Annotated in this window: 13 protein-coding genes and 2 tRNA genes; 11 read left to right on the top strand and 4 right to left on the bottom strand. The window is 62.7% G+C overall.

Going from position 1 to position 12,974, the window contains the following annotated elements; genetic code table 11:
- Window positions 1-536 precede the first annotated feature (536 nt).
- Window positions 537-1,556, top strand: a complete 1,020-nt coding sequence (locus AC1DV8_RS08485) for a cupin domain-containing protein (RefSeq protein ID WP_477157139.1) — start codon at window positions 537-539, stop codon at window positions 1,554-1,556.
- 2 nt (window positions 1,557-1,558) lie between these two features.
- Entirely contained in the window at window positions 1,559-1,732 is a 174-nt protein-coding gene (locus AC1DV8_RS08480) for a hypothetical protein (protein ID WP_477157138.1), read from the top strand.
- Window positions 1,733-1,765: 33 nt separating this feature from the next.
- Here the strand turns inward: AC1DV8_RS08480 and dps are convergent, their stop codons facing one another.
- The gene (dps, locus tag AC1DV8_RS08475) at window positions 1,766-2,239 is read right to left on the bottom strand and encodes a DNA starvation/stationary phase protection protein Dps (protein WP_477149919.1); all 474 of its coding nucleotides are present in this window, start codon (window positions 2,237-2,239) and stop codon (window positions 1,766-1,768) included.
- A 231-nt stretch (window positions 2,240-2,470) separates the two neighbouring features.
- A complete protein-coding gene (locus AC1DV8_RS08470; RefSeq protein WP_477157137.1) occupies window positions 2,471-2,926 on the bottom strand; it encodes an Hsp20 family protein in 456 nt (151 codons plus the stop codon).
- Between the two features lie 508 nt (window positions 2,927-3,434).
- Between AC1DV8_RS08470 and AC1DV8_RS08465 the strand changes: the two genes are divergently transcribed.
- On the top strand, window positions 3,435-4,409 hold the full coding sequence (locus tag AC1DV8_RS08465; RefSeq protein ID WP_477157136.1) for an alpha/beta fold hydrolase: 975 nt from the start codon (window positions 3,435-3,437) through the stop codon (window positions 4,407-4,409).
- A gap of 64 nt (window positions 4,410-4,473) precedes the next feature.
- Here the strand turns inward: AC1DV8_RS08465 and hisN are convergent, their stop codons facing one another.
- Window positions 4,474-5,295: a histidinol-phosphatase gene (gene hisN / locus AC1DV8_RS08460; RefSeq protein ID WP_477157135.1), complete on the bottom strand. Its 822-nt coding sequence runs from the start codon at window positions 5,293-5,295 to the stop codon at window positions 4,474-4,476.
- 355 nt (window positions 5,296-5,650) lie between these two features.
- Window positions 5,651-6,547, bottom strand: a complete 897-nt coding sequence (locus AC1DV8_RS08455) for an N-formylglutamate amidohydrolase (RefSeq protein ID WP_477149915.1) — start codon at window positions 6,545-6,547, stop codon at window positions 5,651-5,653.
- Between the two features lie 196 nt (window positions 6,548-6,743).
- On the opposite strand from AC1DV8_RS08455, the gene cpdR reads away from it, so the two are divergent.
- The 8 genes from cpdR (at window position 6,744) to AC1DV8_RS08415 (ending at window position 12,864) form a co-directional block, all read left to right on the top strand.
- On the top strand, window positions 6,744-7,103 hold the full coding sequence (gene cpdR / locus AC1DV8_RS08450) for a cell cycle two-component system response regulator CpdR (RefSeq protein WP_055883308.1): 360 nt from the start codon (window positions 6,744-6,746) through the stop codon (window positions 7,101-7,103).
- A 304-nt stretch (window positions 7,104-7,407) separates the two neighbouring features.
- A tRNA-Val gene (locus AC1DV8_RS08445) sits at window positions 7,408-7,482 on the top strand.
- 94 nt (window positions 7,483-7,576) lie between these two features.
- A tRNA-Val gene (locus AC1DV8_RS08440) sits at window positions 7,577-7,651 on the top strand.
- A gap of 406 nt (window positions 7,652-8,057) precedes the next feature.
- Entirely contained in the window at window positions 8,058-8,729 is a 672-nt protein-coding gene (locus tag AC1DV8_RS08435; protein WP_477149914.1) for an outer membrane protein, read from the top strand.
- A gap of 229 nt (window positions 8,730-8,958) precedes the next feature.
- A complete protein-coding gene (locus AC1DV8_RS08430; RefSeq protein ID WP_477157134.1) occupies window positions 8,959-9,627 on the top strand; it encodes an outer membrane protein in 669 nt (222 codons plus the stop codon).
- 243 nt (window positions 9,628-9,870) lie between these two features.
- Complete coding sequence (locus AC1DV8_RS08425) at window positions 9,871-10,536, top strand: outer membrane protein (protein ID WP_477157133.1); 666 nt, start codon at window positions 9,871-9,873, stop codon at window positions 10,534-10,536.
- Window positions 10,537-10,818: 282 nt separating this feature from the next.
- Window positions 10,819-11,499, top strand: coding sequence for an outer membrane protein (locus AC1DV8_RS08420; RefSeq protein ID WP_477149911.1), 681 nt, complete (start codon window positions 10,819-10,821; stop codon window positions 11,497-11,499).
- A 702-nt stretch (window positions 11,500-12,201) separates the two neighbouring features.
- Complete coding sequence (locus tag AC1DV8_RS08415) at window positions 12,202-12,864, top strand: outer membrane protein (protein WP_477157132.1); 663 nt, start codon at window positions 12,202-12,204, stop codon at window positions 12,862-12,864.
- Window positions 12,865-12,974: the final 110 nt, after the last annotated feature.

Raw genomic sequence — 12,974 nt, 5'->3', positions numbered from 1 at the left:
TCGACGCGCCTTCGTCCCCCAGTCGTACCTCAGTGTACGGCTCGAATCCGAGTGCGCAATCCTTTAGTGGGGAGCGGCTCTGCATCCAAATGGCCGCTCATTCGGGCTCGATAAGGCCCCACCCCTCCGTTTCCGCTATCGACAAGCGGTCCAGCCGGATCGGCGTGTGAAACGCATCCGGGGAGACCGGCCGCTCACGAAATTGGACAGACGTACTGTCCTATCGAGGCTACATTTGCATAATTCCAAACTGCGAGCAAGCGCCCGGGAACACTTTTTTGCCGTCTTGTGACAGCTCGGGCGTAGGAGATCGCCCAGAGGTATAGGAAAACAGTAGGAATTGAAGCCCCGGCAGCCTGTGAGTATGCCGTGGTCCGACCCGCAAATCCGGCCGGCAGCTATAGGAGATTTCGCGCTTCGCCAAAGGCAGCAGAGTAGGCGCCGGCCAGTTTCTGCCGATGAAACAACGGCTTGCATTTCTATCGACATTGGCCGCGGGGCTCGGCATGTTTCGCGCCGATCCGCGGAGGTACGCCGTGACCACCAGACCGTCGTTCATCGTCAACATCCGTGACGGGCTGCGGCCATTGGATCATGGCGGCTTTGCCGACATGGGCGGGTTAGACCACCCGATCGGCGGTCTGCACGGCCTCACCCATATCGGTATCAACTACGAGGTCACCCCGCCGGGCTCTCGCACTTCATTTCCGCACGCGGAGAAGCTTGAGGAGGAGTTCGTTTTCGTGCTCGGCGGCCGGCCCGATGTGTGGATCGATGGGGAGTTGCACCAACTCGAGGCCGGCGACGCGGTGGCCTTCCCGGCCGGCACAGGAATCGCGCACTCGTTCCTCAACAACAGCGACGAGGACATGCACCTCATCATCCTCGGCGAGCACGAACTACCGGGCAACCAGCTCTATTACCCGCTCAATCCCGAGCGGATGGCCGAATTCACCAAGTGGAACAGCGCCTGGCTCGATGCTCCGAAACGTCCGCTCGGGCCGCATGACGGCAGGGCCCGCGCCGGCACCCGCGAGGCTGATGCGGGCAGCGCCACCCGTCCGCCGTTCATCGCGCGCTACTCCGACGGGCTGAAGCCGTTCCCCAATCCCAGGCACACCAACCACGGCGGCCAGAGCAGCCGCATGGGCGCCGCGCTGGGCCTCACCCGCCTCGGCATCAACTACGACATCGTCGCCCCCGGCAACCGCACCTCCCGCCCACACGCCGAGAGCCACGAGGACGAGTTCGTGCTGGTGCTGCAGGGCCGCCCGGACGTCTGGATCAACGGATATCTCCACGAGCTCACCGAAGGCGATGCCGTGGTCTTTCCTGCTGGCACCGGCATTGCCCACTCGTTCCTCAACAACAGCAGCGAGGACGCCCACCTGCTGGTGATCGGCGAACACGCCCGCGAGGGGAATCAGCTGAACTACCCGCTCAACCCGGAGCGCATGGAGGAGTTCGCGAAAGTGGGGCGTGCGTGGCTCGATGCGCCGAAGCGGGAACTGGGGCCGCATGACGGGATGGCGCGGGCCGGGACGCGGAAGAGTTAGCCGTGATCGAGTTGCGGCAACGGGAAGCGTGCCGGGACGCCAATATGCGTAACTCGGTTGCCGGATGGATACGTCAGGTCACTTATGCGGACGGCAATCCCTCGCCGGCCGAGAACACGGCGATCCTGCAAATTGCAGACGCCATGCGGGAGGTGCGGCGGCCACTGCCGCACTAACAGGGTCAGCCAGCAGGCAGCTCCTGCTACCGCCTACTCCAGGTGACTCTTCAAGAACCACAGGTTCTTGTCCAAGCTCCGCGAGAACGCCGTGAAGATGTCCGCCGTGTCGGCGTCCCCCGCCTCGTCCGCCGCATCGATCCCCTCGCGGGTCGATTTGCTCAGCGCGGCGTAGCGCTCGACCAGTGCACCGACGTGGTCGGCGACCTTGCGGATGTCGGTGGGGTAGGGGGCGAGCTTGCTGGCCTTGCTCACGGTCTGCAGCGTGCCCAGGGCGATGCCGTCGAGCTGGGCGACGCGTTCGGCGATGATGTCGACGTGCTCATCGACGTCGTCGCGGAGGGTGTCGAGCAGTTCGTGCACGGCGATGAAGGTCGGACCCTTGAGGTTCCAATGCGCCTGCTTGGTGACCAGCGCCAGGTCGATGGCGTCGGCCAGCCGGGCGTTGAGCAGGTTGATCATTTCGGTCTTGGTGTTGGACTTGAGCCCAATTTCGGGGGAGATCATCAGGTGCCTCTGGAGACGGGTTGAACCGCCTGTGAACGGCGGACTGAGCCCGAGGTTCCAGGCTGTGAGCCGGTTTCGCCATCGTGCGAAAGTGTACCTTGTTCAAACCTTAGGGGGGCCGCGCCCAGTGCACCTACGGAAAAGGGCGCGGCCCTTGCGGACCACGCCCCTCACTTCCGTTCACCTAGCGATCAGACCGCCTGGTTCGTCGCCAGGTCGTTCGTGACCGGATTAGTTGACGGTCTTGTCCTCGATGGTCTTGGTCGAGGCGCTGATCGGGATCTGGCGGGCCTTCTTGCTCTCCGGAATCTCGCGCTTCAGCTCGATGTGGAGCAGGCCGTTCTCGAGGTTGGCACCGGCGACTTCAACATAGTCGGCCAGCTGGAATCGCAGCTCGAAGGCACGCTCGGCAATGCCGCGGTGCAGGAACTCACGAGCCTTGTCCTCGGTCTCGGCGGGCTTGGCGCCCTTCACGACGAGGTTGTTCTCCTTGCTCTCGATGGCGATGTCGCCATCGGCAAAGCCGGCGACGGCGATCGAGATGCGGTAGGTGTTCTCGCCCGTCTTCTCGATATTATAGGGAGGGTAGGACTTCGCCTCCTGGCCCACCAGGGCATCGAGACGATTGAAGACGCGGTCGAAACCGACGGTCGAACGATAGAAGGGGGAAAAATCGTAGGCAGCCATTTCACATTCTCCTTTGAGCAACGTGGCTTTTCGGGTGTCCCATGCGCGCTCCCCGATTGGGCAAGCACACATTCCCGGGTGTCCCGGTTCCCGGGGCAATCCCGGCGAACAGCATTGATTTAGGAAGCCTTGGCGGCGGTTCAAGACCCCTGTTCAGGTCGATGAACCGAACATGAATGTCGTGATCAAAGCCGGTTCAGACGGCGGCTCCTATAAGCGGGACTGTGCTTACTGTCTGCTGCAGGGCACACCGAATGAGCCGCCTTCACCCGCCCCCCGCAAGGCGGCCATCACAGGAAAGCCAGTGTCTCAACCGAGGCGCTGGCTTTTCTGTTTCTGGGGTCGGTGGGTTCAAACCTCTCGGTCGTCATTCCCGCGAAGGCGGGAATCCAGTATGCACAGGACTATCGTCTCGGCCGGTTCAGTTTCCGACATCCCACTTAGGTTCCCGCCTTCGCAGGAATGACGATGGTGGATGGGGGAGGGCCAGTCACTCGGAGCAGGCAGCATGAACGCCATCGTCGATCCCAACGGCCCCACGCTTGCGGTTGTGCCGTCAAATCCGGTGCCGGAGGGAGCGCGGGTCGGCTATTTCACCACGGCCGACAAGGTGCAGCTGCGCTTCGCCACCTTCCCCAAGGGCGAGGGTGCGGCCAAGGGCACTATCTGCCTCGTGCAGGGACGCACCGAGTTCATCGAGAAGTATTTCGAGACCATCGCCGATTTCCAGTCGCGCGGCTTTGCCGTCGCCACCTTCGATTGGCGCGGGCAGGGCGGCAGCCAGCGGCTGATAGGCAACAAGAAGCTCGGCTATGTCCGCCGCTTCGATGACTACTGGACCGACCTCAAGAGCTTCCACGGCTCGATCCTGTTGCCCGATTGCCCTGCACCTTATTATCTCGTCGGCCATTCGATGGGCGGGCTCGCCTCGCTCTATGCCGGCATCCGCGACCGCATGATGTTCGAGCGCATCTTCGTCTCGGCGCCGATGGTCGGGCTCGATCGCCAGCCGTTCGGCATGGCCGGCATGGCGCGGTTGACCGGCACGCTGGCCAATCTCGGCCTCGGTCGCCTGCCGATCGGGCGGCGGGGCGACAAACCGCAATCGCAGCTGAGTTTCGCCGGCAACCTGCTGACCTCCGACATGCGCCGCTTCACCCGCTCGGTCGATGTGCTGAAGGCGCGTCCTGAGCTCGAAATCGGGGCGCCGACGATTCGCTGGGCCGCCTCGGCGTTCGATGCAATGGCCGGCGCCGTGACGGATCAGTTCCCCGGCGCTGTGCGCATTCCCGTGCTGATGCTGGCCGCAGCGCGCGACGAGATCGTTTCCACCGCTGCCACGGAGACCCTGGGCCTCAGGATGCGAACCGGCCGCCACGTGATCATCCCCGGGGCAAGGCACGAGCTGTTCATGGAAAACGATTCGATCCGCGCCCAGGTGTTCGCGGCGTTCGACGCGTTCATCACCGAGCAGAGCGCCTGACCAACCTCCCAGTCGGTGCTTTCTCCCCTTGTGGGAGAAGGCAACCAGCCGACAAAGCAGAGTACTACCCCCGCAACACCGCCATCGCCGCCGCATGTAGCTCCGGCGTCGCCGCTGCTACGCAGTTGCCGCCCTGTTCGGCGCGGCCGCCGTCCCAGGTGGTGATGACCCCGCCGGCGTTCTCGATCAGCGGGATCAGCGGGCAGATGTCCACATCCTTCAGGGCCGCCTCGACCACCAGGTCGATATGTCCGGCCGCCATCAGTGCGTAGCCGTAGCAATCGAGCCCATAGCGAGTGGTGAGCACGGAGCGGCGGATCCGGTTCCACGGCTCGGCGACGCCTTTCCGCTCGAACAGGTCGGGCGAGGTCGTGGTCATCTTGGCCCGAGCCAGTTCCGTCACCTTCGAGGTGCGCATCTCCACGCGATCCGTACCGCGGTGATAGGACGCCTCGCCGGGCAGGCTCATGAAGATTTCGCCGGTGAAGGGTTGCGCCATCAGCCCGGCCACCGCCTTGCCATCGATGGTCAGCCCGACCAGCGTTCCCCACACCGGCACGCCGGTGATGAAGGCGCGGGTGCCGTCGATCGGATCGATGATCCAGGCGAAGCGTCCGGCGCCCGCCTTGTCGTCCCATTCCTCGCCGATGATGGCATGATCAGGAAAGCGGTTGCCGATCACCTCGCGGATGGCGAGCTCGGCCTGCCGGTCGGCCTCGGTCACCGGATCGAAGCCCTGCGCCTCCTTGTTGTCGACCGCCAGCGCCGAGCGGAAGCGCGGCAGCGTCACCGCGGCGGCGATCTCGGCGGCATCGAGCAGGGTGCGGCGCACGAGGTCGGCGGTGAGGCCGGCAAGATCGGTGCCGGCAAGAGGTGTATCGTTCATATCAGCCTTCCGGGCGCGATTTTGTGAGATGTTCCAGTGATCTAGCGGCGGCTGTCAGCACATCTTCGCGAATAGCCGGTGACGGTCATGATTCATTTTTGCAACAACAACCGAAGTTTATCTGTTGAAGACTTCTGGCCACCTTGTGAAGGGAGGCAAATCAGTTCACGCCGGTAGTTGCATGATGGATGGGCGGGTCTGGCGCCTCTTGCCTCGACTTAGGCAACGCACTCTGGCCGCCATCGTTTCCTCCCTTGACTGGGCCGCTCCGGCGGCCCCATTTTTGTGGGGACCTGCCACTCCGCTCAGTGTTGAAATGCCCCGTGGATAGTCGCCCGCTCCGTGCGGCGCGCCTTCACTCCGCCGCGTATTTCTCCGGCACCGTTGCCGGCGGCGACAGCACCGAAAAATCGAGCCCGATCAGCGTCGACACCAGCCGATCCACCAGCTGCCGCATCGCGGCGAAGCCCTCGTTCTTCTCGAGCGTCACCTCGTTCATGTAGAGGTGCCTGCTGAGCTCGATCTGCAGCGCGTGCACGCCGTGCTGCGGGCGGCCATAGGTACGGGTGCAGAAGCCGCCGGCATAGGGCCGGTTGCGCGCCACCCGCAGTCCGGCGCCGGCGAACACCATTTCCGCCAGGTCCGCGAGAATCGGGGCGCAGGTGGTGCCGTAGCGATCACCCAGCACAACGTCGGGACCGAGCCGGTCGCCGGAACGCGATAGCCGCGGCATCGAGTGGCAATCGATCAGTACGGCCACTCCGAAGGCGCTATAGGCCTCGGTCAGCAACCGCTGCATGGTGGCGTGGTAGGGCTGGTAGATGCCCTCGATGCGCATCCGCGCATCATCGAGCGTCAGGCGCTCTCTATATATCGGCTTGTTCTCGGCCACGACGCGGGCAAGCGTGCCGAGCCCTGCAGCAACGCGCGGGCTGGTGGTGTTGAAGCGCTCGGACAGCGGCTCGACGAACATCGTCGGGTCGAGTTCCCAGGGCTCGCGGTTCACATCGAGATAGGCCCGTGGAAAGTGCGCCCGGATCAGCGGCGAGCCCAGATGCGGGGCGCGCGCGAACAGCTCGTCGACGAACGCATCCTCGGATTGGCGGATCGACAGGTGATCGAGCCGCGTCATCGAGAGGAAGCGTTCGGGGTAGTCGCGGCCGGAATGGGCGGAATTGAACACCAGTGGCGCCATCACCCGGCGGGGCCGGATGGTTTCGAATGCTGGCCTGTCCCAATAGTCGGACTGCACCGGGGCTCCCTTCAGCGCCGAAGCGCTGTCTCACCACGACAATCTGCCGCGCAAGTCGCCGAATGTCCATAAGGCCGAAAGGGGCATGTTCACACTTCTTGGCTATGGGTTCTCGATAGAGAAAACTTGCATTAAACATCACTCACTAGAGTCCCGCGGCAGAACGCCGTCAAAGAGGGACGCTCAAGGGGACATCATGAAGCGCATATTGCTCGCCGAAGACGATAACGACATGCGCCAGTTCCTCACCCGCGCGCTGAAGACCGCGGGCTACGAGGTGGTGTCCTTCGACAATGGCCGGTCGGCCTACGAGCGGCTGCGCGAGGAACCGTTCTCGCTGCTGCTCAGCGATATCGTGATGCCCGAGATGGACGGCATCGAACTGGCGCGCCGGGCCACCGAGCTCGATCCGGACCTCAAGGTGATGTTCATCACCGGATTCGCCGCCGTGGCGCTCAATCCCGATTCCGAGGCCCCCAAGGACGCGTCGGTGCTGTCGAAGCCCTTCCATCTCAAGGATCTCGTGCACGAGGTCGAGCGGCTGCTGGCCGCCTGAACCACTGAGTTTGCAGTCGGGATGCCTTCTCCCCTTGTGGGAGTAGGTGGCGCGCAGCGCCGGGTGAGGGGTCCCGCATCGCTTGCGATGCGCGATTGGAGCGAAGCGACGGGCGACTAGGTGTGCGGAGACAGACCCGTCATCCGCCCTTCGGGCACCTTCTCCCACAAGGGGAGAAGGCGACACACCGCCGGATTCTGCCCCCGTTTTCCCGCCCCGCAATTGACCCTTGACCGGCAAACCGGTTTTATGGTCTACCGCGCTCCCAACGACGGGCGCCGCCCGAAGTTGATGGCGAAGTGATGGGTGTATAGCTCAGCGGGAGAGCACTACCTTGACATGGTAGGGGTCACAGGTTCAATCCCTGTTACACCCACCATCCTCCGCCCGGGGACTCCCGAAGTCCTTGAATACGCCGAACAAATCGGCGCCGCAGTTTGGTCGCGACGGACGTGGTCGCAACCCGCACGGATGGGTGTGTAGCTCAGCGGGAGAGCATCGCCTTCACACGGCGGGGGTCACAGGTTCAATCCCTGTCACACCCACCATCCAAACCAAAAGCCCCTGGCGCCGATCGGCTGCCGGGGGCTTTTGTTTTCGGCGACGGCGTGTGGCTGGCAAATTCGAGCGCCATGCGGCCGGGATGAACAGTTGATGATGCCGGGCACAACAGGAATCGTCCCCCAATCTCGAGTCATCGCCGCGCCGAATGCAGTTGTCACGGCTTCGCCACAAAGTCGTCACCCCAGTCACGGACGCGTGAACGGATACACGATTCCAAGTAGATGAGCCGGCTAACTGGTTGCAACATAAGGCGAAGACTCTTGCTATGCCAAAGGTTGGAGTCGATGCAGGGCTGCAACACTTGCCCGGATAGTGACAATTGTTGCCCCGGGAAGGCTCGATTCCTGCCGTATTCCGTGTGAGGGTACGATCAACCTATGGAGGGCAACCATGAAACGCATCACCATTGCACTGCTGGCCGCCGTGGTCGGCGCTGGTCTGATGTCCTCGGCCTACGCCGCCGATCTCATCATTGAGGAGCCTGCTGAAGTCGGCGTCGTTGACGTCGGCGGAGACTGGGACGGCCTGTATATCGGCGCTCACGTCGGTTACGGCTGGGGGACTGCGGACCACACGTCCGGTCCAGGCTTCAATGACATGGATCTGAGCGGGTGGCTTGCCGGCGTGCAGCTCGGTGCCAACTTCACGGTGACCGATGGAATCGTAGCCGGCATCGAAGGAGACATTTCCTGGTCGGGTATCGGCGGCGTTTGCGACATCACCTGTAATACCGTCGGCATCACACATGACATTGACTGGGTTGGCTCGCTCCGTGGGCGACTGGGCTTCGACGGCGGTGCGTTCATGCCCTACGTGACTGCTGGTGTGGCTTTCGCAAGCGCGACGCGCGATGCGCCCAATCTGGCACCGGCCGATACGCAGACGCATGTGGGTTGGACCGCCGGCGCCGGTGTTGAGTTCATGGCAGCAGAGAACGTGTCGCTCAATCTTGAGTGGCGCTACACCGATCTGGGCGAGGCCGAGTACGACACCGGCGGCATTCCTCCGACGATCGATCTGCAGTTCCACCAGATTCGCGCCGGTCTGAACTGGCACTTCTAAGCCAGCTTCAGCGCCAAAAACTGTTGACCCCGTCCAGCGCGAGCTGTGGCGGGGTCTCCTCTTCTGCAGCGGCGGGGCGCTTATTCGGATTACGAAGACTCGTATGCCGGCCACCCCAAGATGGTGCGGTCCCGCAACAGTTAGCGACAATAGTGGCAACTGGTGCCGTCGGACGGCTCGATTTTCGCCATCTTTCGTGTAAGACTACGTCTAAGCTATGGAGGCAAATATGAAGCGTTTGACTACTGCACTGCTGGCTACCGCTGTCGGCTTTGGTCTGATGTCCTCGGCCTACGCCGCGGACCTTATCGTTGAAGAGCCGGCAGCTGGCGTCGTTGACGTCAGTGGTAACTGGGACGGCGTGTATGTCGGCGCCTTCGCTGGCTACGGCTGGGGCACCCTGACTGAAGAAGAGGGCATCTTTGCTCCCGCGGGTACCGATTACGATATCGCTGGCTGGCAGCTAGGTATCGCCGCGGGCGCAAACTTCACCGTCTCCGAGGCGCTGGTTGCCGGTATCGTTGCGGATATCGCCTGGGCCGACATCGGCGGCGAGAACGATGATTTCGCCCCGCTCGAGTACAACATCAACTGGCTGGGTAGCGTTCGTGGCCGTCTCGGTTTCGACGGCGGCGCATTCCTGCCGTACGTCACGGCCGGTCTGGCGTTCGCCAACAACACTATCGACCTCGACGATGGTGTGGACGTAGACACCCAGACCCACATCGGCTGGACGGTCGGCGCCGGTGTCGAATTCGCAGTCGCCGACAACGTGTCAGTGGACCTGCTGTACCGTTACAGCGACTACGGCACCAAGACCTACGATCTTGTTGGCAATGACGCTGACTTCAGCCTGAGCGCCCACACCATTTCGGCTGGCGTGAACTTCAAGTTCTGATCGCGCTCGGCGGCTGCTGACCGACTGCTTCATGAACCCCGCCCGGCGCGAGCCGCGGCGGGGTCTTCTTTTCCGCGAAAATTTCTCATTTGTGCCTTGAAATTGCCACCTCGAAACCAGGTGTGGCGCGAATGTAACGAGTCTCTCCGGGAGCGGCCGCGCGTAAACACTTTCTTCGCGATTGGGGTCGTTTTTGCGTTTCACACGGGCTAACCCACAGCCCTCTCTCTTGGAGTTGACTAAATGAATCGTTTTGCAATCGCTCTGCTGGCCGGTGTGGCTGGCGTCTCCGTAATGTCCTCGGCTTTCGCTGCTGACCTCATCATCGACGAGCCCGCTCCGGCAGTCGGCATCGTCTCCACCACCGGTAACTGGGACGGCCTGTTCATCGGCGCGTTCGCCGGCGCTGGCTGGGGCACCGTCACCGACGAAGACGGCGTCTTCACCGCTGTTGACACCGACTACGATCTGTCGGGCTGGGAGCTGGGCGTCAACGCCGGCTTCAACGTCACCGTCTCGGAAGCCATTGTTGCCGGTATCGTTGGCGACATCGCCTGGTCGAACATCAGCGGCGACAACGCCGATGGTTTCGAGTACGACGTGAACTGGATCGGTAGCGTCCGCGGCCGTCTCGGCTTCGATGGCGGCGCCTTCCTGCCGTACGTCACGGCCGGTGTGGCCTTTGCCAATGCCACTCTCGGTGATACCGTCGCCGCGATCGACGACACTCAGACCCACATCGGCTGGACCGTCGGTGCCGGCGTCGAGTTCGCCGTTGCCGACAACGTGTCGCTCGACCTGCAGTACCGCTACACCGACTACGGCTCGAAGGACTACGACATTCCGGCCGCCTCGTCGTTCGGCCTGACCTCGCACGCCATCACTGCCGGCGTGAACTTCAAGTTCTGATTTCCGCTTCAGCCTAGCTGATCGGTTTTCTGTTCAACCCCGCCCGGCGCAAGCCGCGGCGGGGTTGTTTGTTTCGAGTTACTTAAAGGTCCGTGCGAGGCGTTCCCCGCAAATCTTAAATGTGGCAAAATATAGACTTAAAAATACTTGATTGTGGCAAAATACTAGCTGTGACCGGAGGGCAACACAGTCCGGAGAAGCTGTGCGTTGCTGTCTTGCGGAGGGTTCTCTTTCGGCAGAACGTGCGTATCTTACGGTCGGTTGCTTATTTGGAGGCCAAACATGAATCGTCTTGCCATTTCCCTGCTCGCTGGCGTTGCCGCCCTGAGCTTCATCTCCTCGGCCCACGCGGCTGACCTTATCATCGACGAGCCGGCGCCGCCCGTTGGTATCGTCGACACCAGCGGCAACTGGGACGGCGTGTTCGTCGGTGCCTTCGCCGGCTACGGTTGGGGCACGCTCACCGACGATGACTCGCTGCTCGGTCTCACCAGCGGCGATGACACGCTGGATCTCACCGGTTGGCAGGTCGGCGTGAACGCCGGCGCCAACTTCACGGTCTCGGAAGCTATCGTTGCCGGTATCGTAGGCGATATCGCCTGGACGGATCTGAGCGGTGACGACACGACCGCTACCGTGCCTTTCGCCTATGACGTGAACTGGCTTGGTAGCATCCGCGGCCGTCTCGGCTTTGACGGCGGTGCCTTCCTGCCCTACGTGACCGCCGGTGTGGCCTTCGCCAATGCCACCGCCACCGAAACCCCCGCCGTGGCCGAAGACACCCAGACCCACATCGGCTGGACCGTCGGTGCGGGCGTCGAGTTCGCCGTCGCGGACAACATCTCGCTCGATCTGCTGTACCGCTACACGGACTACGGTTCGAAGGACTACGATCTGACGGCCACGACGCCGCTCAGCCTGACCACGCACGCCGTAACGGCTGGTGTGAACTTCAAGTTCTGATCTCGACCTCAGCTTTGGCTGAACGAACCTGATCGAGCCCGTCCCAGCGAAAGCCGGGGCGGGTTCTTTGCATCATTTCCCACTTGTTTGGGGTTGTTGCAGATTTGCCCTTGTCAGATCGGCAGAACAGTCCCACCTTCGCTGTCATGTTCAACCAGCAAAAGGAGGTGGTCCAAGTGTCTCATCAGAAATCGTCGGTTTCGAAGGGTCTTGGAGTCTCCGGTAGTTCGGAGCAGCCTCTGGCCTAATCGAAGGCACCTCGCCCTATCGGAGCGACCTCTTGGTCCTCTCTTGCGGGCAGTGACCACTTCGAAAGCCGCGAAATCGGGAAGGGTCGCCTCAGGGCGGCCCTTTCTTTTTGTGGATTGCGGGCCCGGCAGCTCAATGGCTGAGCGGAGTGCCTTCTCCCCTTGTGGGAGAAGGTGCCCGCAGGGCGGATGAGGGGTTGTCTCCGCGCACACCGTCGCTCGTCGCTACGCTCCGATCGCGCAACCTCCGGTTGCGGACCCTCATCCGGCGCTGCGCGCCACCTTCTCCCACAAGGGGAGAAGGCAAGGCGGTGGTCCTGCCGCGAGGTCTTGCCCGAACCATTCGTTAACCAAACCCTGACGGTTACCGCCGCGTAAACCAGTTGTTTGCAATTTGGATTCGATTCATGCGGGCACGAACCACCTGTTCCCTCGTGTACCTTGGAGGCACATCATGAACCGTTTCTCTCTCTCTCTCCTGGCGGGCGTTGCCGTGCTGTCCATGGCTTCGGCCGCTTCTGCCGCTGACCTCCTGGTCCAGCAGCCGTCGATGCCGGGCTTTGTCGATATGGGCGGCGGCGGTGGCTGGGATGGCGCCTATGTCGGCGGCTTCGTCGGCTATGGTTTTGGCACCCTGTCGGAAGATCCCAATGTCCTGCTGACCGACACCGAGCTTGATCTGTCGGGTTGGACCGTTGGTGGAACCGTCGGTGCTAACTTCACAGTGGCGCCCGGTTTCATCCTCGGCGCGGCCGGCGATATCGCCTGGTCGAACATCAGCGGCTACGACGCCGGTGCGACACTCGACTACGACATCAACTGGACCGGCTCCCTGCGCGGCAAGGCCGGCTTCGATGGTGGTGCTTTCATGCCCTACCTGACTGCTGGTCTGGCTTTCGCGGGCGCTACCGCCAGCGAGGGCGGAAACGACAACTCGCAGATGCACTTCGGCTGGACCGCTGGTGCGGGCGTCGAGATTGCGGTCGCCGAGCAGATCTCGCTCGACCTGCAGTACCGCTATTCCGACTACGGCACCGCCGATTACGATCTGCCGACCGACGCAGAGCTGGGCATCAGCACCCATGCCGTCACAGGCGGCGTGAACTTCAAGTTCTAAGCCTCGCCGATCGACAAGATCAGCAGCGGCCGTCCTTCGGGGCGGCCGTTCTCTTTTTGCATTCGGCGCGCAACACGACTATGTAGCGGCCTTCCATACTCGAGCATCCC

The sequence above is a fragment of the Devosia sp. P3_B2 genome, assembly GCF_056402875.1.
Note: the sequence above shows the minus strand (reverse complement) of the source record. Positions and strands in the feature narration are given on the sequence as shown.

What these genes read in the sequence shown, in the direction of transcription:
- dps (WP_477149919.1), bottom strand. Translation starts at nt 2,239, where the DNA reads ATGATCTCCCCCGAAATTGGGCTCAAGTCCAACACCAAGACCGAAATG.
- AC1DV8_RS08470 (WP_477157137.1), bottom strand. Translation starts at nt 2,926, where the DNA reads ATGGCTGCCTACGATTTTTCCCCCTTCTATCGTTCGACCGTCGGTTTC.
- AC1DV8_RS08465 (WP_477157136.1), top strand. Translation starts at nt 3,435, where the DNA reads ATGAACGCCATCGTCGATCCCAACGGCCCCACGCTTGCGGTTGTGCCG.
- hisN (WP_477157135.1), bottom strand. Translation starts at nt 5,295, where the DNA reads ATGAACGATACACCTCTTGCCGGCACCGATCTTGCCGGCCTCACCGCC.
- cpdR (WP_055883308.1), top strand. Translation starts at nt 6,744, where the DNA reads ATGAAGCGCATATTGCTCGCCGAAGACGATAACGACATGCGCCAGTTC.
- AC1DV8_RS08435 (WP_477149914.1), top strand. Translation starts at nt 8,058, where the DNA reads ATGAAACGCATCACCATTGCACTGCTGGCCGCCGTGGTCGGCGCTGGT.
- AC1DV8_RS08430 (WP_477157134.1), top strand. Translation starts at nt 8,959, where the DNA reads ATGAAGCGTTTGACTACTGCACTGCTGGCTACCGCTGTCGGCTTTGGT.
- AC1DV8_RS08425 (WP_477157133.1), top strand. Translation starts at nt 9,871, where the DNA reads ATGAATCGTTTTGCAATCGCTCTGCTGGCCGGTGTGGCTGGCGTCTCC.
- AC1DV8_RS08420 (WP_477149911.1), top strand. Translation starts at nt 10,819, where the DNA reads ATGAATCGTCTTGCCATTTCCCTGCTCGCTGGCGTTGCCGCCCTGAGC.
- AC1DV8_RS08415 (WP_477157132.1), top strand. Translation starts at nt 12,202, where the DNA reads ATGAACCGTTTCTCTCTCTCTCTCCTGGCGGGCGTTGCCGTGCTGTCC.